Below are 20,059 nucleotides of genomic sequence, written 5' to 3' on the forward strand. Positions count from 1 at the left end.
TATGAAAAAACTCGCGGTATGAAAAAGATGTTGAACTTCCTCTGCGCGCTCCTGGTTTCCAGCTTACTCAAGGCTCAGGGCCCCCCTCCGGGCGGACCTGGCGGCATAAACGGCCCCGGCGGAACCGGCGGCACCGCCCACGTATACGGCAAGCTCGTGGATTCCACGGGCAAAGCCGTGGTCAATGCCTCGGTCATGATCCTGAAAGTGGATGATGCCCGGCACAAAAACACATTGCTCAAAGGCCTGGTCACCAAAAGCAGCGGCGAATTCTCGGTGGAAGACCTGCCGCTGAATGCCCACCTGAAGCTGAGCATCACGGCAGTAGGGTATAGCCCGATCAGCCAGGACCTCACGCTGAAAGCCGCCGACAAGGACCTGGGCGACCTGGTGCTGAACCCGGCGGCCAAGGAACTGAAAGAAGTCGTCATCACTGCGACCAAACCGACCATGACCCTGGACATGGATAAAAAAGTGTTTAACGTCTCCAAGGACATCGTGAGCGCCGGAGGAACCGGCCTGGATGTATTGAAGAACGTCCCCAGCGTGAACGTGGACATCGACGGGAACGTCAGCCTGAGGGGGGCGTCACCGCAGCTGATGGTGGACGGGAAGCCGACGACCCTGACCCTGGACGAGATACCGGCGGACGCCATCGAAAGCGTGGAGGTGATCACGAATCCGTCCGCGAAATACGATGCCTCGGGCGGCGGGGCGGGGATTCTCAATATCGTCCTGAAGAAAAACCGTAAACAGGGATATAACGGGAGTGTCCGTGCCGGAGGGGACCGGTATGGCGGTGCCCAGGCGGGGGCCAGTTTGAACGTACGGGAAAACAAGATCAACGTTTCGGCGGACATCAACTACCGTCGTATCAGTGACCGGACGACGAGTTCCACGCAGCGTACGGACCTGAGTACCACCCCCACGACCTTTATCGACCAGAGTGAATTGGATACCAATAAGGGGTACCTGCTTTTCGGCCGGCTTGGTGTGGACTACTTTATCAGCAACCGGACCACGTTGTCGCTGACCGGATTTATGATGCACCACGGGGCAACGACCACCTCGAACATACAGATGAACACCGACAGCCTCTACAGCACAGGCAAAGTCAGCGGCACCGGCTGGGAGACCATCGATGCGGCGCATACCTTTAACGGCCGGGGTGGCACGCTGGGGATAAAACACCTTTTCCCGAAAGACAAGGAAGAATGGACCGCAGACGCCAGCTATTTCTCCGGGAATGCAACGAGCAATTCGCTGTATACGACGGAACTGGGGTCGACCACCCTGCAAAAGATCGAGGGCGGGGGGAACGACCACAACATCATCCTCCAGTCCGACTATACGGATCCGCTTGGCAAAAAGACCACCCTGGAAACCGGCGTCCGGGCTGCCCTGCAATCGCGGCTGAACATCAACAACAACTATACCTATAACCCCGATTCTTCGGCTTACGAGCTTGTCCCCGCGGCGGCCAGCAACTACAAAAGCCGGAGCAACGTATATGCCGCTTATGCCATCCTGAGCAGCAGTATCAACAACTTCAGCTACAAGATCGGGTTGCGTGCGGAAAGCTCCAACTACCACGGCACCTTGCTGAACAGCGGTCAAAGCTTTGGAAACACGTATCCCATCAGCCTTTTTCCTTCCCTTTTCTTTAGCCAGAAACTGGGCAACGGGCAGGAATTGCAACTGAGCTATACACGCCGGGTCAACCGTCCGAACTTTTTCCAGCTTATTCCTTATACCGATTCCTCGAACAAGCTGAACATTACCCGGGGGAACCCCAACCTCGTCCCGGAATTCACGCAGTCCCTGGAGCTCTCTTACCTGAAAAGCTTCCCGGGCAACAACACGATCCTGGGATCGATCTATTACAAGTATACCGACCACCTGATCACCGGTTACATCGAAGAAGACACGACGGCTGGCTCGACGACCCTGATCAATACGTACATCAACGCCGAGTCCAGCTACCAGATGGGCGCCGAGGTGACGGCACAGAATACGATCACACCCTGGTGGGATGTGTCCACGAACGTGAACCTCTACAATTCGAAGATCAATACCGGGTCGGCCCTTGCCCAGCAAGCCTTATGGAGCTGGTTTGGGAAAGTCAATACCAACATAAAGCTCCCGTCTTCGTTTACCCTCCAGGTATCCGGTCTGTACCAGTCGAAAACCAACCTGCCGGTGAACAGCAACCAGAACCAGCCGGGTCCCCCGAACATGCAGTCCCAGAGCGCCTCCCAGGGGTATATAAAGCCCTTCTATGAGGTAGACTTGGGCGTCAAGAAAACGTTCCTGTCCGGCAAGCTCGCCGCGACCCTGAGCTTTGACGATATTTTCCGGAGCCACAAACAGGACCAGTATACATACAGCACCTACCTGGTCCAGGAATACGACCGGCTGCGCGACCCGCAGATGCTCCGGCTCAACCTGTCCTATAACTTTGGGAAAGTCGACGCCAGCCTGTTCAAGCGTAGGAATAACAATGTCTCCAGCGAGGGCGAATAAACCTTTATATTTAGGGGAATGAAAAAGCGGTGGAATACGATATTGACGCATGCGGCGGTATGGGCGGTAGTCTTGTCCCTCCCCTACCTGCTCAACACCGGGCACGGTATGGCGCACCACAACGACCATCACCAGTATGACACGGCTTTTTTCTACCTGAACGCGATTACCAGCATTCTTTGGATCGGGCCTTACTATGTCAACACCCTTTTGCTCACCCCACGGCTGTTCAACCAGCGGCGATATGCGGGCTTTGCGTTGGGCCTTGTGTTGTTGTTTGCGCTCATGGTCCTCATTCATCTTTTCCTGCATAGCGTGGTGCTCGGTATCCCCGACTTCAACCTGGCCGGGGCCGTGGGTTTTTTGTTGCCGGCTTATGTACTGACGATCGCCGTTGGTACGACGATCTTTGTGGTGGAGGAAAAAATAGTGGCGGACCAGCTTTCCCGCGAGACCGAGCTTTCGTTCCTCCGGTCACAGATTAACCCCCACTTTATCTTCAACATCCTCAACAACCTGGTCGCCCTGGAACGCATGAAGTCCGAGGAATTGGGTCCGACCATTTTGAAGCTGTCGTCCCTGATGCAGTACATGCTTTATGAAACCGACGAGGAACGCGTCCCGCTCAACCAGGAGGTCGAATACCTGCAAAGCTATATCGACCTTCAGCGCCAGCGTTTCGGGCAGAAGGTACCCGTTACCGTGAACATGGAGATGCCCGGCGGTTTTTACGAAATCGAACCCATGCTCCTCATCCCGTTTGTGGAGAACGCCTTTAAACACGGGGTGGGATTGATCAGGGACCCGGCGATCACCATCGACATGCACGTCCGCGACGGCCTATTGCATTTTTCCGTGAAAAACCGTTATAACCCTACCTCGGAAGAGGTCAAGGACAAAACCTCCGGAATCGGTCTCGCCAACGTCCGCCGCCGGCTGAACCTGTTGTACGGCCAGCAGCAAACGCTGCACATCGTCAGGGAGGCGGACTGGTTCACCGCCACCCTAGAACTAAACCTCCACCAATGATGCGGTGTATCGCCATAGACGACGAACCCCTTGCGCTGGCCCTGGTCAAGGACTACATCAGCAAGGTGCCTTTCCTGGAGCTGGTGGCTACCTGCGGGGACCCCTTCGAAGCCGCCGCCGTTCTCCAGGCCAACGAGGTCGACCTATTGTTCATTGACATCCAGATGCCCGGGCTGACGGGTCTGCAGTTTATCCAAAGCCTGACCAAACGGCCGATGGTCATTCTCATTACGGCTTACCGCAAGTTCGCCCTCGAAGGTTTCGACCTTGACGTGGTGGATTACCTTGTCAAACCGGTGGGGTTGGATCGGTTTATGAAGGCTTGCAACAAGGCGCAGGAGCTTTTTCAGCTGCGGGCCACCGCGGGCCAGGCGGCACCAGGAGCGGCCGCAACGCGGGCGGCGGGCCCACCGGCCCCCGGCGCGACCGCCGCACCGGGGCAGGCGCACCCCGACTTCTTCTTCCTAAACGTCGACTACAGCCTCGTCAAGGTGCTCTTCTCCGACATCATCTGGATCGAAGGATCGGGCGACTACGTCAAGGTCCATCTCCACAGCAGCCCCCGCCCGCTCCTCGTCCGGATGAGCACGCGGGCCATGGAAGCCGAGCTACCCACGGACAGGTTCGTACGGATTCACAAGTCGTATATCATCGCCGTGGCCAGCATCACCGCCGTCCGCAAGAACAGCGTATTTATCAAGGATATGGAATTGCCGGTGGGCGAGACCTATCGCGAGGCTATCCAGCGGCTGACGGGGCGAAGCCTTTAATACCCCGGATTCTGCCCGAACTCAGCCCCATTCGACAGCGCCTGAATTTCCGACAGCGGCACCGGCCGCAACGCATAATCCGGAATAAAACCGGTTACATCCGGATTATAAGCGGCGATCCGGCTGCCCAGCTTCCCGGTGCGTTTCAGGTCGAACCAGCGGCAGTATTCCCCGCACATTTCCCGGGCGCGTTCATCCAGGATAAAGTCAAGGGTGATCTGGGACGATTGTACCTGCATGGCGGCCGTATAGTCCACGGGTGTTTTTACAGCGGCCCGGGTGCGGAGCACATTGATATATTGGGCGGCTTCGGTCGTATTGCTCATCTGCAGGTCGGCCTCGGCGGCGTCGAGGTACATTTCACCCAACCGCAGGATGATGACGTCGAGGTAGCCCGGGTAGCTGGTCAACCCGGTCCGCGTCAGGGGATCGAGGTATTTTTTGAGCACCACATAACGATCGCCGTAGTTGATCTTGCCCGACGATGGGAAATAGGTCGTGTCCACGTCGAACACCGCGTAGGGGCGAAACGACTGGTTGGGCACCACGTGTTTGGTAATGTACAGGGCGGTGTCCCCGATCTTCATGACGTGCCCCACGAGGCTGGGGGCCTTGTGCCAATAAGCGGCGTCGGTCGAGGTCCAGGTGTATGCCTTATTACACAGCCACACCTCCTGGAAAGACCCGGTATACCGTGCGTCGATGGTGTCGTTGTAGAAGTCCAGCAGGGCCCGGGTGGGCATAAATCGGCGGTTTTTCTGGTCGTTGCCATAGAGCAGGCTGATGCCCAGACCGGGGATCGACGAGCCGCTGTAGCCGCTGTAGTTGGTCAGGAACCACATGTGTGTCCGGTCCGCGTTGCTGTTGATGTCCAGGGCGGTGTTGGTGGAGAACGTCGCCACAAACAACGCTTCCTGGTTGTGGGTGGCGTTGTTCGGATCCCGGTTATTGGGGTCCCAAAGAGACGCATAGTTCTGGTACAGGCTGACCTGGTATTGGGCCTGGTTGTTGATGACCAGGACGGCCGCGTCATGGGCCGCCTTGAAATAGGTCTGGGCGTCGGCACCGGTGGCGTAATACGCCCTCGACAGGTATGCCCGGGCCAGCATGGCTTCCGCGGAGCCCTGTGTAGCGCGTCCGTATTCCCAGCCGTTGCCGTAGGTGACGGGCAGGTTGGCGGCCGCATATTGGAGGTCACGGATGATCAGGTCGTAAAACGCCGTCACGGGGCTCCGTTGCGCCGTCAGGGTCACGGTCGTTGTCTCGACGGTGTCGAGGATCACGTTGCCAAAAGACTCGACCACCCACCAGTAATAAAAGCCCCTCAGGAAACGAAGTTCCGCCAGGCGTTCGTTGCGGATCGTCTGGCTGGGCCAGGTGGGCTGGTCGATACGGCCGATACCCGCGTTGCACTGGTTGATGGCTTTGTACAAGGTCGTCCAGACGCCAAGACAAGGGTTGGATGCCGACGTGAAGGCCTGGTATTGGGTAAGGTCTATATCATAAGAGACCTTGTTATAGTTGTACCAAAGGTCCGTCCCCGGTTCGGCTAAGAAAAGCCCGTTTTCATTGTTGCCGTACAGAAAGGGGATCCACGAATAAGCGCCGTTGACGGCGGTTACAAAACCCTGCGGTGTGCTCCAAAGCGCATCCGCGGTGGTATTGGACGGGTTGTATTCGTTCAGGCGTTTGTTACAGGAGGCCAGTATAACGATCGCCGCCAGGGCGTATATCAGCTTTTTCATGTTGTATATTTTAAAAACCTACAGTCAAACCAAAAACCAGTTGCCGGGTCAGCGGTGCGCTGTCCGCACCTCCCTCTTCCGGGTCGTAGTATTTGATCAGGTGGCTTTTGGCCTTTACGTAAATATTGTTACACGTCACATACGCCCTCAGGTTGGAGATCCACACGTGGCGGATGACCTTCCGGGGCAGGGTGTATCCCAAGGTCGCCGTCTTGAGTTTGAAGTAAGACCCGTTCACGTATTCCAGGGTGGTATACCCGGGGACGCTGGCAAGGCTTTCGTTGGCTTTCGGCCGGGGATAGTCGTTGGTCGGGTTGGCCGGCGTCCAGTAGTTAAAGTAGGCGGCACTGTTGTTCCCCTGGCCCGCGGGGTTGTACCAGCCGAGGACGTTGTCCTGGATCATCTGGCCCCAGCGGACGATGGTATACACCGACAGGTCGAAATTTTTATAGGTAAAGGTATTCAGAAAACCCGAAGACCATTTGGGTACGGCAGAACCGATATACGTCCGGTCGCTGTCCGGGGAAATCTTGCCGTCGTGGTTCAGGTCGGCAAGTTTGATGTCCCCCGGCTGGAAAGCCGTGCCCCCGAATGTCAGCCCCGAAGCCTCGGTGGCCTCGGAGGTTTGCCAGATCCCCAGTTTCTCGTAGTTGTAGAAGGAGTGGATGGGGCGGCCCAAAAGAAGGGACGCGGTTTCGGGGTTGGTCCCGTCGATGATGTTGGTGCCGCTGATCAGCCCCGTAATCTTTTCCCGGTTGGACGTAAACGTAAGGGTGGTAGACCAGGAAAAAGAATGGGTACGGATGTTTTGCGAATTGATGGCGAGCTCTATCCCCTGGTTGCGCGTTGACCCGATGTTTTGCAGGGTCGTGCCCACTCCCAGGCTGGGCGGAAGGCTGCGCGGCATGATGATGTTTGTCGTGTTGGTATTATAAATGTCCGCCGTGACGTTCAACCGGTTTTTGAAAAGCCCCAGGTCCATGCCGAAGTCCGCGGTCTTGGACAATTCCCAGCCCAGGTTTTCATTACCGATCGTCGTATTGAAGATATACGCAGGCGCCGCGGTGTTTTCAAAACCCATGGTCTGGTTGATCAGGTAGCTTTGGGTACCGTACTGCGTGATCCCGGCGTTCCCCGTCACGCCGTAGCTCAACCGCCATTTGAGCTCCGATACCTGGCGGACCGAATGCATAAAGGTTTCATCCCCCATCCGCCAGGCCACCGCGGCCGAGGGGAAGGACGCCCACTTGTGTCCCGGGGCCAGGATGGACGCCCCATCCACCCTTTCGGTCAGGGTCAGCAGGTAACGGCCTTTATAACCGTAGTTGAGCCGCGCACCATAGGACATATTGTCCTGGCGGCCGTAGTTGGACGTGATCGTCCGGTTGAGGGCGGACGTCCCGGAAAGGTTGTAGAAGAGCTGCGAATTGTACACCAGGTTTGTTCCAGCCGCGGAGTAGGTCAGGGCGTTCTCGTGTGTATAGCTCGTCAATGCGGTGAAGTCAAACTGATGGTCTCCAAATCCATGATTGTAGTTCAGGATGTTTTCCCAGTTGTAAAACGTGTTGTTGTTGGTGTTGATGGCCGCATAGGAATATTTGGTATTCACTTCTTCCAAAGAAGAGGAATCGAAAAACTGGCCTTGCCGGGAGTTGGCCAGGTTTACGCCAAAGACGGAGCTGAGTTTTAAACCCTTGAGGGGGGTAAGGTCCACATAACCGTTAAAGGCTACGTTGGTGGATACGGTGTTGTTGGTGGAAATCTCCGCTCCCCGGTTGTCGGCAAGCGGACTGACCACGCCGGTATTGCCGTATTCGGGGTATACGTTGATGTTCCCGTTCGAGTCATAAGGTACGCCGATCGGGGAGGTATACAAGGCCCTGGAATAGGGATCCGAACCCCGGACGTTGACATTGCTGTAGGTCAGGGCGCCCTTCATCCCCGCCTTGAACCAGGAGGTAACGGTCTGGTCCAGGTTCAGCAGCGCATTGTACCGGGTCAGGTCGTTCCCGCTGACCATGCCCGAATTTTTATAATAGCTCGCCGACAGGTAGGCCTTTGTTTTGTCCGAGCCGCCGCTAACGGATACGGAATGGCTTTCCCGGATGCCGTTTTGCTGGATGAGTTTTATCCAGTTGACCCACTGACCGGCCTGGATACCGGCCAGCTCGGTGGCACTAAAGATCTTCGAATCATCCGCGGGGCTGTTCCAGATCTGCGGGTTTGTATTTTGATACGCGGCCCTCCGGAGGTTGATATAGGCCTGGCCCATTAACGGTTCGGGAAACTGCGACCAGCCGTCCACCCCGTAATAACCGCTATAGGATACTTTGGCCTGGCCCGCCACCCCCTTTTTGGTCGTTACGATGACGACGCCGTTGGCCCCCTGGGAACCGTAGATGGCGGTGGAAGAGGCGTCCTTGAGGACGTCGATGGAGGCGATGTCGTTTGGATTGAGCAGGGTAGGATCGACGCCCTGTACCCCGTCAACGATAAAGAGCGGGGCCGTATTGCCGCTAAACGTACGCGTTCCCCTGATCTCGATGTTGACGTTCGCGTTCGCCTGACCGCTGGTTTGGACGATGTCCATCCCCGGTACCATGCCCTGGATCGCTTCGAGCGCATTCCCCGTTGGTGAACGGACAATGTCCGAGGCCTTTACCGTGGAGACCGAACCAGTCAGGTCCCGTTTTTTCACCGTACCGTAGCCGATGACGACCACGTCGTCCAGTGATTTCTCGCTAGGGATGAGCGCGATTTTGGCTTTCAGCCGCCCGTTGTGGACCTCCAGCTCCTGGGGCTCGTACCCCGCAAAGGTGACGATCACCGTGGTGTGTCCGGGCGGTATCTTGATCAGGAAGGAACCGTCCACGTCTGTCGTGGTCGCCACGGGTGTCCCTTTGATGGTGACCGTAGCGCCGGCCAGGGGCAAACCCGTGGTCTTGTCGGTCACCTTACCCGAGGCAAGGATGTTTTGGGCTATGGTGGGGTGATAAAAAAGAGACAGGCATAGCAATAGCAGGCAATAACGAAGCGCGTTCATTTTCATATAGCAAAAGTTAGGAGAAATTCCGGGTCAAGTTAGCGGCACTTCGCGCGGGGGACAATGTAAGGTTTTACTATTCTGATGGAACATCTTACTATCGCGGGTGTCGTAATGGTTTCCGCCATTAACTTTATCCACTATGTTAGTTCAGAATGCCACACAAATCATGACGCTGGACGAATTTACCGTCCATCAGCTAAGGCTTTTCCCGCACGCCACCGGGGAGCTCAGCCACCTCCTGCGGGACATCGGGCTGGCCGCCAAAAGGATCAGCGCCGACGCCATCAAGGCCGGCCTCGTCGGAGTATTGGGAGAAGCAGGCTTGCGCAACGTCCAGGGGGAAGACGTCAAAAAACTGGACGTCCTTGCCAACGAACAGCTCATCGCCGCCCTGCGCAAAGGTGTCAGCTGCGCCGGCGTAGGCAGCGAAGAGTCGGACCAGGTCCTCATTTTTGACGACCACAAAAGCAACCAAAGCAAGTACGTCGTGCTCTTCGATCCGCTGGACGGATCGAGCAACATCGACAACAACATCAGCGTAGGCACCATCTTTGGCGTCTACCGGCGCACAACCGCCCCCGGTAGCCCCGCGACCGACGCCGACTTCCTCCAGCCCGGCACCCGCCAGGTCGCCGCGGGCTATGTCCTCTATGGCACTTCTACCATGCTGGTCTACGGCACCCGCCGGGGCGTCAATGGCTTTACCCTCGACCCCGCCATCGGCGAATTCTGTCTCAGCCACCCCGACATCACCTGTCCTTCAAACGGCAACACCTATTCGATCAACCACGGCAACTTCTTTCAATACCCCGCCGGTGTCCGCCATTACATCACCGACATCCAACGCTGGAACGAGTTCAACCCCGACAGCTACACCGAACGCTACGTAGGCAGCATGGTCGCCGACCTCCACCGCACCCTCCTCAAAGGCGGCCTCTTCCTCTACCCCGGCACCAAAGAACGCCCCGAAGGAAAGCTCCGCCTCCTCTACGAATGCAACCCTTTCGCCTTCCTCTTCGAAGTCGCCGGCGGCCTCGCCACTTCCGGTCCCTCCCGTATCCTCGACATCATACCCACGAAGCTACACCAACGCACCCCCCTCTTCATCGGCAGCAAGGAGATGGTCACCGAGGTTTCCAGTTACCTCTGATTCCCGCAACCCGAATGTACCGGTCATCCGCCTGACCGCGCCTAGAGCGAAGTGGTTTGTCTTTTTCTTTCTTTTGCGTAGGACTTAAACACGCATTGCGGGCCTGGATCCTACGCAAAAGAAAGAAAAAGACAAACCACTTCGCGCGCACGCCGGCCGACCTTTGGCCAGGAGCAATATTTGATGTATTTTCTCGTTAATATTCACCATATATGATGCTACGCTTGAGGAGGTTTTCGCCCATCCTGTCCCTATCGATCCTGGTCCTGCTGAATGCTTGTAGCAAACACGACCAGCCTGCCGTGCAGAGCACGGTGGATGCTTCTATCGTTTCTCCGGTGACTATTGATTTGATCCCTGCCCAGAACCAGACCCCGGGTGACCGGCGGATTTATTTGCCTATTATCAAGATCGGGACGTCGAGCCTGAGTTTGAAGACGGTGTTCGATACCGGGTCCGAGGGGCTCCTGCTTAGCGGGACCTCCGTTTTCCCGTCGACCTATATCGCCGATACGGGGATTGTGATCAACAGCCCGGATTCTGCCATCATCAACGGCATCACCGTTACATCGGTCAAGGTGACCACGACGTACGGGAGCGCACCGGCTACCCGTACATTTTATGGGAACATCGCGTATGCCCGTATCACCTTCGGCGATCAGAACGGCAGCGTCCAAACCTACCGCATGCCCTTTGTCATCGTCTACAAAGGCGTGGACAACCAGACCCAGGCCTCCGTTCCCCTGGACGCGTCCAGCGACGGCGTGGCCGGGGTATATTCCACCGGTTTTGATCCCTCGGTGACCGTGGTGACCACCCGGGCCGGTATAAAAGGTCCCTTCAACTACTTCAACTACGGCAGCGGCCTGTCCGCCGGGATTCAACTGGCGCCCCTCAGCCAGATCGGCTGGACAGGCACGCCTTCCAACCAGGGGTATGCGGCCACCCCCTTGCTAACGATCGGGCTCACCAGCGGAATGGAATCCGGTTTTGCGCTGCAGTCCCAACGCCTTGACTTAGGCAACACCTTCGACCCTGACGTTTTGGGCATCGTCAGCTATGCGGGGTCCGCCGTGGCGCTCTCCAGCAACATTTTGCTCGATACCGGTACGCCCGTTGGTTTTAGCATCTATTCGACCAGTACGCCTGCTTCCACCCAAAGCGGCCAGGCGGTTGAAATGACCACCAGCCAGGGGTTTCAGTACGGCTATACCACCGACAACGCGCTCTACCAGACAAGCGTGTCCAGCAGCGGGCAACAGCGGTGCATCTTCGGGATCGATTTTTTCCTCAATAATTATTTTCTCCTCGATTATACGTACCACTATATTGGGCTAAAGGCGTCGTAAGAGGCGTACCTTCGCAAAAAGCCACACCGATGCCCACTACGTTCTACGACCTATCCGCCCTGAACCCGCAGGGGCGCACGGTCTCCCTCGGAGACTACCGTGGTAAGGTCATCCTCGTCGTCAACACCGCGACCCAATGCGGCCTGGCCCCGCAGTTCGAGGGCCTGGAGCATTTGTACCAGGCGTATAAGGACAAGGGATTGGTCGTCCTGGGTTTCCCCAGCAACCAGTTTGCCCACCAGGAGCCGGAGACCAACGAAAATATGGAGGCGACGTGCAAGGTCAACTTTGGGGTGACCTTTCCGTTGTTTGCCAAGATCGACGTCAACGGACCGGATACGCATCCTGTTTTCGCGTGGCTGAAAGGCAGGCTCGGAAGCTGGTGGGGCCGCCGCATCAAATGGAATTTTACAAAGTTCCTTTTAGACACCGACGGCCGGCCGGTAAAAAGGTTTTCACCCATCACCAAACCGGCCGCCATAGAGCCGTATATCCAGCGGCTCGTTCGCGACTAAGCCGTAATACCCGGAAATACTTCTTGTGCTTTTTTCCCGATCAACGGGATCGACCGGGCAGCTCCGTTCAGGGCGCCGATAAGACCCACCAGCCAAAGGACAAACAGTGCCGTACCCCAAAGGACGAGCACGGGCGACAGCGCCGGTCTGTACACGGGGTTCCATTCGATCATCCCGTCCGCCAGGGACAGGGATAGTGAAAGGACATACAGCAAAAAAGTCTGCCGCAGGTGGAAGGCGCCCAGGGGTGTTTTGGCGCGCCGGTGCAGGCCGTAGGCAATCACCCAGCCCACGAAGGTGCAATAACATAGGATGGCAACGACGTTCCGTAACATAAGGCAAAGAGACACTAAATCCGGACAAAGGTCAATCGGATAAACATCCGATTTCGGGCGGCGCCGCCCCGCCGCGCTCAGCGCTTGCCGCCCCGCCCCAGCGCCTTGGCCACCGCCTCCGCCTTCGAATTGACATGCAGCTTGTGGTAGATATTGCAGATGTGCGTACGGATGGTGCTGATGCTGACGCAATACTTGTCCGCGATCTTTTTGTAGCTGAGGCCGTCCACAAGGGAATACAGGATTTCATTTTCCCTGGCCGTCAGCCGGTGGTCGCTGGCGACCGTGGAGGGCGCGGTCCGGAAGGACTGGAGGACCCGGCGCGCGATGCTGGCGGTCATGGGCGCGCCCCCGTGAAAAAGGTCCCGCAAGGCCAGTACGATGTCTTCGGGGGGCGTTTTTTTGAGCAGGTAACCGGAAGCGCCCGCGCGGATGGCGTCAAAGATGTGCTCGTCGTCTTCGAATACAGTGAACATCAGCACCTGGACCTCCGGGTAGTGGGTCTTTACGGTGTACACGCCTTCTATCCCCGAAATATTCGGCAGCCCTATGTCCATGAGGATGACGTCCGGCCGGGCCCGGGCGAGCTCGCTGACCACGTTCAGGAGGTGGGGGAGGGCCACTACACACCGCATCCCCTCGGACCGGTTGAAGAGGCCTTCCAGGCTGCTGCGAAGCGCGTCGTTGTCTTCGACTATCGCGATTTTGATCATAGCTTCACTTGTAACATGACTTCGGTGCCCGCCCCCGGTTCCGACACAATCGTCAGGGTCGCGCCCATCATCTCCGCCCGTTTGCGCATCCCCTCCAGGCCATTGCCCTTCCGGGATTGCGTGGTATCAAACCCGCGCCCGTCATCCCTGACCGACAGTTCCAGGTGACGGGCGTCAAAACCCACCCGTATGTATGCCTGTTGGGCGCCGGCATACTTGACGAGGTTGTTGATCGCCTCTTTCAGCACCAGGTAAACGTGCTGGCGGAAGTCCATGGGGAGCCTGACCTCGCCGATGTCCTTTTGTATCGAGATGTCATACTCGATCCCCTTTGCCTCAAAAAGGGTGGTGGCGAAATGCCGGACCCGCATCAGGAGGTGCTCCAGCGAATCATTCCGCGGGTGGATGCTCCACACCAGGTCATCCATCCGTTCCATCAGCAGGATCGCGCTGTCCTTGATTTCGCTCACCGTTTCCTGGGTCTGCCCCCCGCGCAACGCCAGGTCGCTGAGGATCGAGATGGAGCTCAGGGTCGACCCGATATCGTCATGAAGGTCCTGGGCGACTTGTCCGCGGATGTGCATCAACTTCGCCTGGCTGCGGAGTTTTTCCTTTTCCGCGAGCAATGTCTTGTGACCCAGACCCGCGGTAAAGCAAAGGATCTCCAGGAGGATCCCCGTCTGCGGGAAAACCAGGATATGATCGATCCCCAGGTTGATGTGGTGGTAAAATTCAACATACGTGAAGACCTGTCCCAGGATGTTGCCGACGGCCACGCACAGGCTTCCCGTCAGGATATAGTAGATCAGGGTTTCCCGGTGCCGGAACAGGTATACGATAAAGGAGGTGGACAACAGGAAAAGCGCCAGCAGGACGTACGTAAAAAACTCCGCCTGCAACCGCGGATCAAAGGTCACCGCAATCAGCACCAGGTCGAAGACCGTATACCCCAGCAGAAAATATTCCACCCAGACGATCCACTTGTTCAGCGCGGTATAACGGTGCGGTATATCCAAAAAGCTCCGTACAAAGCGCAGGTAAAGAAAGTAAGGAAAAATGAGCAGCGTCTTGGACAGGTACACCTTTAGCAACGGCAAACGGGAAAACAAAAGTTCGACCCCGAGAAAGGACTCGAACTTGCTCAGGAAATACAAGGTCAGGGCGACCAGGTAACAGAAATAATACAGGTACTCCTTCCGGCGCACGATCAGCCATTGAAAAAGGACGTACAACACCTGGCACAACAAAAACCCCTGGAAAAGCCATTCGAACACATAATACCCCTGGTCGGCCGTATTGGCGCCCGCCCAGGCGGCGTCCAGGGCCGCCGGGGCATAAAGCGACACCCCGTCAAGGCCGGCGCCGGAATTGACCTGCCGGATGGCAAAGAATGCGACCCCCTGCTCGTGCGGCGCCAGGTGAAGCGGTATGGCCGAAAAGTACCGTTGGGCCGGGGTGCTCCCCGGGGGCACGCGTTGCAAAACGCCTGCGGCGCTATGAAGCGTGTCGCGCCCTGCTATCCATGCGTCGACGTAGTCGAGGTCGCCGCAGTAGACGAAAAAGGTTAAAACCGTGTCGGTCGTATTGCGCAGGCTGAATTTCAGCCAAAGTGTTTGACCGCGTGACGCTGACCGCCGGCCGGCCGGCTCCGACGAGCCGCGGATACGCTCCCGGCCCGGTCGCTCCAGCCAGCTCATAATCGCTTCGCGACCGGGTGAGAATCTGCCCCCGGCCGCCGCCGCCAGGTCTAACCCAGTGTCTATGCGGCACACAGTCATACTATCCGCCTCCAGGGCGCCCCGGAGGCCAAAAGTGCGCAAGGGAAGCTGGGCCGCCACGCCCAGGGGAAAGGTCAGAGCCAGCAAGATGGTAAGCGACCGACGCATCCCCCATAAGATACGGCGAGTTTCTTAGTATTCTGCCATCATCTCATCCTGGTAACACCACAGCCAGCGCTCGCCTTCCTCCGCGGAAGAGGCAACGGGATGGCCCGTATGGTGAAAATGTTTGGTCATGTGTTTGTGGGGAGAGCTGTCACAGCAAAGGGTGGCGCCGCAAGTCTGGCAGGTCCGCAGGTGGAGCCAATCCCATCCGTGTTTGACACATTCTTCGCAAACGTGCTCGGTCGCCACCTTGAGTTCTTTGACCGCACGCAGGTGCGTGCAGAGGCCGGGTTGATCCATATTTTTTTGAGTAAAAATAGGGGTTTCCCCGCTCACGTCCTGCCTACGGAATTCCGCTCCATCAACAGGGGGGGAAGGACCACCGTTTCCTTTTTCGCCCGCGGCAAAACGGGTCCGTCCATCTGCCGCCACAACAGATCCATAATGGCCTCCGAAATCCCAAACACCGGCTGGGCGACCGACGTGATGGAAGGGGTAAAGAGGTCGAAGTGGGTGTTGTCGTCAAAGCTGATCACCCCCAGGTCCCCGGGTATGGAACGCCTGAGCGACTGGATCGCCTTGATGCCACTGATCGCCAGGTAGTTGGTGGAGAACAGGACGGCATCCACCTCCGGGTGGTCTTCGATAAAGGCAATAATCCGCCGGACGCGTTCTTCCTCGGGCGCCGTAAAGGGGATATGCCTGACCAGCGGTGTACGGCCCGATTCCTCCAGCGCCTTGTGGTAGCCCGTCGTCCGCTCGGCCATTTGCACCTGCAAGGAATCCAGGGTCACCAGGGCGATGTTCCGGTGTCCCCTGGCGATAAAATGCCGGGTCGCCTCGTAACACCCGGCCTGGTTGTCCACGATCACGTTAAAGGAAGGCAGGTCCGGGAAAAAACGGTCGAAAAGCACCAGCGGGACCTGGGACCTCAGCAGGGTGCGGATTTCCTTTTCGACCCCCGGTGGCGGCGCAATAATGTACCCGTCCACCTGGGTTTCCCGGTACACCCGGAGCAGTTCCTTTGTCTTATCCGTGCAGTTCTCGGTGCTGGAATAAAGCAGTTTATACCCCCGGCGGGAGGCCTTGTCCTCGATCTGCCGGGCGATAGTGGAGAAAAAAGGGTCGGAGATGTACTCGACCATCATCCCGATGATCTTGCTCTTGCCAGTGCTCAATCCCTTGGCGAGCATGTTCGGCTGGTAGCCGTTCTTCTTTGCCGACCGAAGGATTTGTTTCTGAAGTTCAGGACTGATGCGCTTTTCAGCGGCTTTTCCGTTGAGGACGTATGAGACGGTAGCCGTGGAAACACCCACTTCTTCGGCGATGTCGTATATGGAGACTTTCTTCTTTTTCATATCGTTTCCGGGTCCAAGTTAGGCATTGGTTAACCGGTTAGGCAAAAAATCTGCGAAAACGTTGTAGTGTAGATTGGGTGGGGGTTTTGGAGGGTTTTTCGAGAACGTTGCCGGAAATTAACCGGACGGAAATTTTCGTTCTATGGGAATGTTGTGTATTCTTGTTCTGCAATGATACTTCAGCGCATTAACGATGGTACATGCTTGCTATCTCCCCCAACTTACATGATGCTGCAAGGCATTTTTTTATGCGTCATCAAAAAAATGTTTTAATGACACTTATTGGTAAGGCTCCATGCACTCCAAAACTAGCCATATGACAAGATTGCTTTCTACATTTTCCCTCCTTTACCTGGGGGTAATGATCTCCCAAGGCGCCGGGGCCGCCGGGCGGCCTTCCTGGGTCGCCGCGCCGCTCGTCCGCGCTGCCGGGCGGCCTGCCCCGGGCGCGCGAGCCGCGGTGCTGCGCTCCTCTGACGGCGCAGTCGCGGCCCTGTCGGATACCAACCACGTCGTCCACGGCAAGGTCATCGACGAGGACACCAAGCAGCCCGTCCAGGGCGTTTCGGTGACGATCGAAGGGTCGGATCGGGGTGTTGTGACGGATGCCGGGGGCTTATTCACCATCCGGGCGGGCAGGGACCAGGTCATCATCCTGACCAGCATCGGTTACGAACCGATACGGGTCAAGGCGGGCGCCCTGACCAATGTTCGGGTATTTAGCCTCAAATCATTGAAAACAGCCATGAACGACGTCGTCGTCGTTGGGTACGGCACGCAAAAAAAAGCCACCCTCACCGGTTCCGTCTCCGTCGTCGACGCCAAGGCCTTCCAGGACAAGGGCCCGGTCGACAACCCCATCGGCGCCTTGCAGGGACAGGTGCCCGGCGTCGTGGTGACCCGGACTTCTACGGAGCCCGGCCGCCAGAACTGGAACTTCCAGATGCGGGGCGCCACGTCCACCAACGGCGCGGACCCCCTGGTCATCATCGACGGGATCCCCGTCAGCAGTCTGAACGCCCTGAACTCCATCAACCCCAACGACATCGACAATATGTCTTTCCTCAAGGACGCCGACGCCGCGATCTATGGCGCCCGGGGCGCCGGCGGGGTCGTGTTGATCACCACCAAACGCGGCAAGTCCGGGAAACCCACCATCCAATACGATGGGTCCGTGTCGAAAAAGGTGCTGGGGCTGATGCCGCACCTGTTGGACGTCAAGCCCTACGGCCAGATGATGATGGCGGCGCGGATCGCCGACAATTATGGGACGGTGCCGACGTCTGACAGTTGGTACCAATTGGGCGTCCTTTATGCCAATGCCCCCGATTCAGGCTGGATAAGTGGTAACAGCGCCGACCCCGGTTTTGGGGACGTGGCCGACTTCCCTATGTTCCAGGGCATGAACTGGCAAAAGGTGCTTTGGGGCAATGCGACGTCGACCCAGCAAAACATAGCCATTTCCGGCCGGGGCACCAACTCGGGGTACCGGGTCTCGCTGGGGTACATGGACGACGGTAGCCAGTTGCAATGGGGGGACAATTCCAACAAGCGATACAACCTCCGGCTCGCACACGACTATACCTTTTCCGAAAAACTAAAAGTCGAAACGAATATCTCGTTGGAAGAAAATAACATCGTCGAACCCACCATGTTGTCCTCGGCCCTGGGTCCCTGGCAGCAGCCGGGTTTCCCCTCCGCCAACAAATACGGCCTGCCGTATACGTGGGGTGGGCAGCGCAGCGTCAACTGGCAGCTGGCCGACGGGGGCGACAACAAGGAATACGATACCCGCCTGGTGACGAGCACCAAGCTGACGTATGCCTTTACCCCGCACCTCCATTTTATCGGCAGCGCCGGGTACAACGCTACTTTTTCCGACAATAAGGCCCAGCAAAAGGGGATCAACTGGTATAGCTATGCGGGAACGACCGTCATTGCCCAGGACCCCAGCCAGGTCAACACCTATTATCAACGGGGGCTGAACAAGGACCTTTATTATAACGCGAATGCCTACCTGGAGTACCGGAATACCTTTAGCACGGTACACGACCTCGGCCTCACACTCGGGACTTCCTACGAGCGCGACGAGACCGACGCTTATACTACCCGCTCCACAGACCTCCAGGACGACAACGTTCCCTCCCTCGGCCTGGTTGGCAGCAGTACCGTGATCACCAACGGTGAAAGTCAGTCCCACTGGGCACTCGGTTCTTATTTCGGACGGTTCAACTATGCCTATAAGAATAAATACCTTTTCGAGGCCAACGCACGTTATGACGGCTCCTCGAAGTTTATCGCTTCCAACCGCTGGAAAGCCTTCTATGGCTTGTCCGGGGGCTGGCGGTTGACCGAAGAAACCTTTATGAAACACCAAAAGGTGTTCAATGAGTTGAAGCTGCGGGCCTCCTACGGGTCTGTGGGGAACCAGAACGGGATAGGGCTCTATGACTATATACAGTTGCTGAACGTCAGCCAGTCCACCGGAGCGACCAACAGCGGTTACCCGGTCATCGGCGGTAACCCTGTGGTTACGGTGGGGCCTACCAATACCCTGGTAAGCCTCAACCGGACCTGGGAAGACGTCCGGACCGCCAACCTCGCACTCGACTTCTCTGTGCTTAACCACCGGTTGAGCGGCACGATAGAATATTTTGTAAAAAACAACATCGGCATGTTGCTAGCCCACACCTATTCCGCCATCCTCGGCGCCACGGCCCCTGCGAGCAATAGCGGTCACCTGAGGACCTGGGGCAAGGAACTGTCCCTGATGTGGCAGGACCGGATCGGCCCGGTGACCTATCATATCGGTGGGAACATATCCGACAACCAAAACAAGCTCGTCAGCTTTGGCGGTCAAAAGGTCATCGCGTCGGGGTACAATAACGCCGTGGAAGGTCAACCCATCGGCGCCTACTTCGGTCTCCAATACGCCGGCCGTATCCAGACACAGGCGCAACTCGACGCCTATAATACGAAATACGCTGCCGGTAACAGCATCGGGATGCCAGCGCCGTCTACGATCGGCTCCACCACCTCCGGTCTCCGGCTGGGCGACAATATGTTCAAAGACCTTAACGGGGACGGCAAGCTCACCTTGCCCGGCGACCTGAAATACCTGGGTAGGAACGACCCCCGCTGGAGCTATTCGTTCAACCTCGGCGCTGAATGGAAAGGTTTCGACTTTTCGGTCGTCTTCCAGGGGGTAGGGCAGCGGACCATCTACCGCCGTGGGTATGGATGGGGCATCCCCTTCTATTGGATATGGATCGGCCAGTCCTCCGAATACTATAACAATACCTGGACACCCACCAACACCAACGCCAAATATCCCACACTGGCCACCTTGTTTGCCGGCAACATCGCCACCTACAACTACCAGCCCTCCACCTGGTCGGTCGAGAACGGCGCTTATTTAAGGCTCAAAAACCTCGTCATCGGTTATACGTTGCCACAAGCCTGGACGCAAAAGGCGAAAATCCAGAAGCTCAGGATCTATTTCTCCGGCAACGACCTCTGGGAAATCAGCCACATCAACGATGGCTGGGATCCCGAAGCCACCATGACGATCAGCGGGAACGAACGCTTTCCCTTCTACCGTTTTCTTACGGGTGGCATAAACCTTACGTTTTAACGACAAATT

The 20,059-nt window shown here is 57.2% G+C and carries 14 protein-coding genes; 7 read left to right on the top strand and 7 right to left on the bottom strand.

Annotation, left to right across the window (positions count from 1 at the left end; genetic code table 11):
- Nucleotides 1-18 precede the first annotated feature (18 nt).
- The 3 genes from EDB95_RS23605 to EDB95_RS23615 are packed head-to-tail and all read left to right on the top strand — an operon-like array spanning nucleotide 19 to nucleotide 4,322.
- Nucleotides 19-2,523: a TonB-dependent receptor gene (locus tag EDB95_RS23605; protein WP_133998273.1), complete on the top strand. Its 2,505-nt coding sequence runs from the start codon at nucleotides 19-21 to the stop codon at nucleotides 2,521-2,523.
- Nucleotides 2,524-2,541: 18 nt separating this feature from the next.
- Complete coding sequence (locus tag EDB95_RS23610) at nucleotides 2,542-3,552, top strand: sensor histidine kinase (RefSeq protein WP_133998276.1); 1,011 nt, start codon at nucleotides 2,542-2,544, stop codon at nucleotides 3,550-3,552.
- Nucleotides 3,549-4,322, top strand: coding sequence for a LytR/AlgR family response regulator transcription factor (locus EDB95_RS23615; protein WP_133998279.1), 774 nt, complete (start codon nucleotides 3,549-3,551; stop codon nucleotides 4,320-4,322). The genes EDB95_RS23610 and EDB95_RS23615 overlap by 4 nt, the downstream gene beginning before the upstream one ends.
- Here EDB95_RS23615 and EDB95_RS23620 read toward each other — a convergent pair.
- Complete coding sequence (locus EDB95_RS23620; protein WP_133998282.1) at nucleotides 4,319-6,067, bottom strand: RagB/SusD family nutrient uptake outer membrane protein; 1,749 nt, start codon at nucleotides 6,065-6,067, stop codon at nucleotides 4,319-4,321. The genes EDB95_RS23615 and EDB95_RS23620 overlap by 4 nt on opposite strands.
- 10 nt (nucleotides 6,068-6,077) lie before the next feature.
- Entirely contained in the window at nucleotides 6,078-9,116 is a 3,039-nt protein-coding gene (locus tag EDB95_RS23625; RefSeq protein WP_133998285.1) for a SusC/RagA family TonB-linked outer membrane protein, read from the bottom strand.
- A 136-nt stretch (nucleotides 9,117-9,252) separates the two neighbouring features.
- Here EDB95_RS23625 and fbp point away from each other — a divergent pair, with 136 nt between their 5' ends.
- The 3 genes from fbp (at nucleotide 9,253) to EDB95_RS23640 (ending at nucleotide 12,127) form a co-directional block, all read left to right on the top strand.
- Nucleotides 9,253-10,263: a class 1 fructose-bisphosphatase gene (fbp, locus tag EDB95_RS23630; protein ID WP_211352195.1), complete on the top strand. Its 1,011-nt coding sequence runs from the start codon at nucleotides 9,253-9,255 to the stop codon at nucleotides 10,261-10,263.
- A 212-nt stretch (nucleotides 10,264-10,475) separates the two neighbouring features.
- The gene (locus EDB95_RS23635) at nucleotides 10,476-11,612 is read left to right on the top strand and encodes a hypothetical protein (RefSeq protein WP_133998287.1); all 1,137 of its coding nucleotides are present in this window, start codon (nucleotides 10,476-10,478) and stop codon (nucleotides 11,610-11,612) included.
- Nucleotides 11,613-11,641: 29 nt separating this feature from the next.
- On the top strand, nucleotides 11,642-12,127 hold the full coding sequence (locus EDB95_RS23640) for a glutathione peroxidase (RefSeq protein ID WP_133998290.1): 486 nt from the start codon (nucleotides 11,642-11,644) through the stop codon (nucleotides 12,125-12,127).
- Here EDB95_RS23640 and EDB95_RS23645 read toward each other — a convergent pair.
- The 5 genes from EDB95_RS23645 to EDB95_RS23665 form a co-directional block, all read right to left on the bottom strand.
- Nucleotides 12,124-12,462, bottom strand: a complete 339-nt coding sequence (locus tag EDB95_RS23645; protein ID WP_133998293.1) for a hypothetical protein — start codon at nucleotides 12,460-12,462, stop codon at nucleotides 12,124-12,126. The two genes, EDB95_RS23640 and EDB95_RS23645, sit on opposite strands and share 4 nt — an antisense overlap.
- A 77-nt stretch (nucleotides 12,463-12,539) precedes the next feature.
- Nucleotides 12,540-13,175: a response regulator transcription factor gene (locus tag EDB95_RS23650; protein WP_133998296.1), complete on the bottom strand. Its 636-nt coding sequence runs from the start codon at nucleotides 13,173-13,175 to the stop codon at nucleotides 12,540-12,542.
- On the bottom strand, nucleotides 13,172-15,061 hold the full coding sequence (locus tag EDB95_RS23655; RefSeq protein WP_133998299.1) for a 7TM diverse intracellular signaling domain-containing protein: 1,890 nt from the start codon (nucleotides 15,059-15,061) through the stop codon (nucleotides 13,172-13,174). Before EDB95_RS23655 ends, EDB95_RS23650 begins: the two co-directional genes overlap by 4 nt.
- Before the next feature lie 24 nt (nucleotides 15,062-15,085).
- On the bottom strand, nucleotides 15,086-15,358 hold the full coding sequence (locus EDB95_RS23660) for a UBP-type zinc finger domain-containing protein (RefSeq protein WP_133998302.1): 273 nt from the start codon (nucleotides 15,356-15,358) through the stop codon (nucleotides 15,086-15,088).
- Between the two features lie 32 nt (nucleotides 15,359-15,390).
- A complete protein-coding gene (locus EDB95_RS23665) occupies nucleotides 15,391-16,416 on the bottom strand; it encodes a LacI family DNA-binding transcriptional regulator (protein WP_133998305.1) in 1,026 nt (341 codons plus the stop codon).
- A 316-nt stretch (nucleotides 16,417-16,732) separates the two neighbouring features.
- Between EDB95_RS23665 and EDB95_RS23670 the strand changes: the two genes are divergently transcribed.
- Nucleotides 16,733-20,050 (top strand): SusC/RagA family TonB-linked outer membrane protein, encoded by a 3,318-nt coding sequence (locus EDB95_RS23670; protein ID WP_162852754.1) that lies wholly within the window; start codon nucleotides 16,733-16,735, stop codon nucleotides 20,048-20,050.
- Nucleotides 20,051-20,059 lie beyond the last annotated feature (9 nt).

Source organism: Dinghuibacter silviterrae (genome assembly GCF_004366355.1).
In the GTDB taxonomy this organism is placed as follows: domain Bacteria; phylum Bacteroidota; class Bacteroidia; order Chitinophagales; family Chitinophagaceae; genus Dinghuibacter; species Dinghuibacter silviterrae.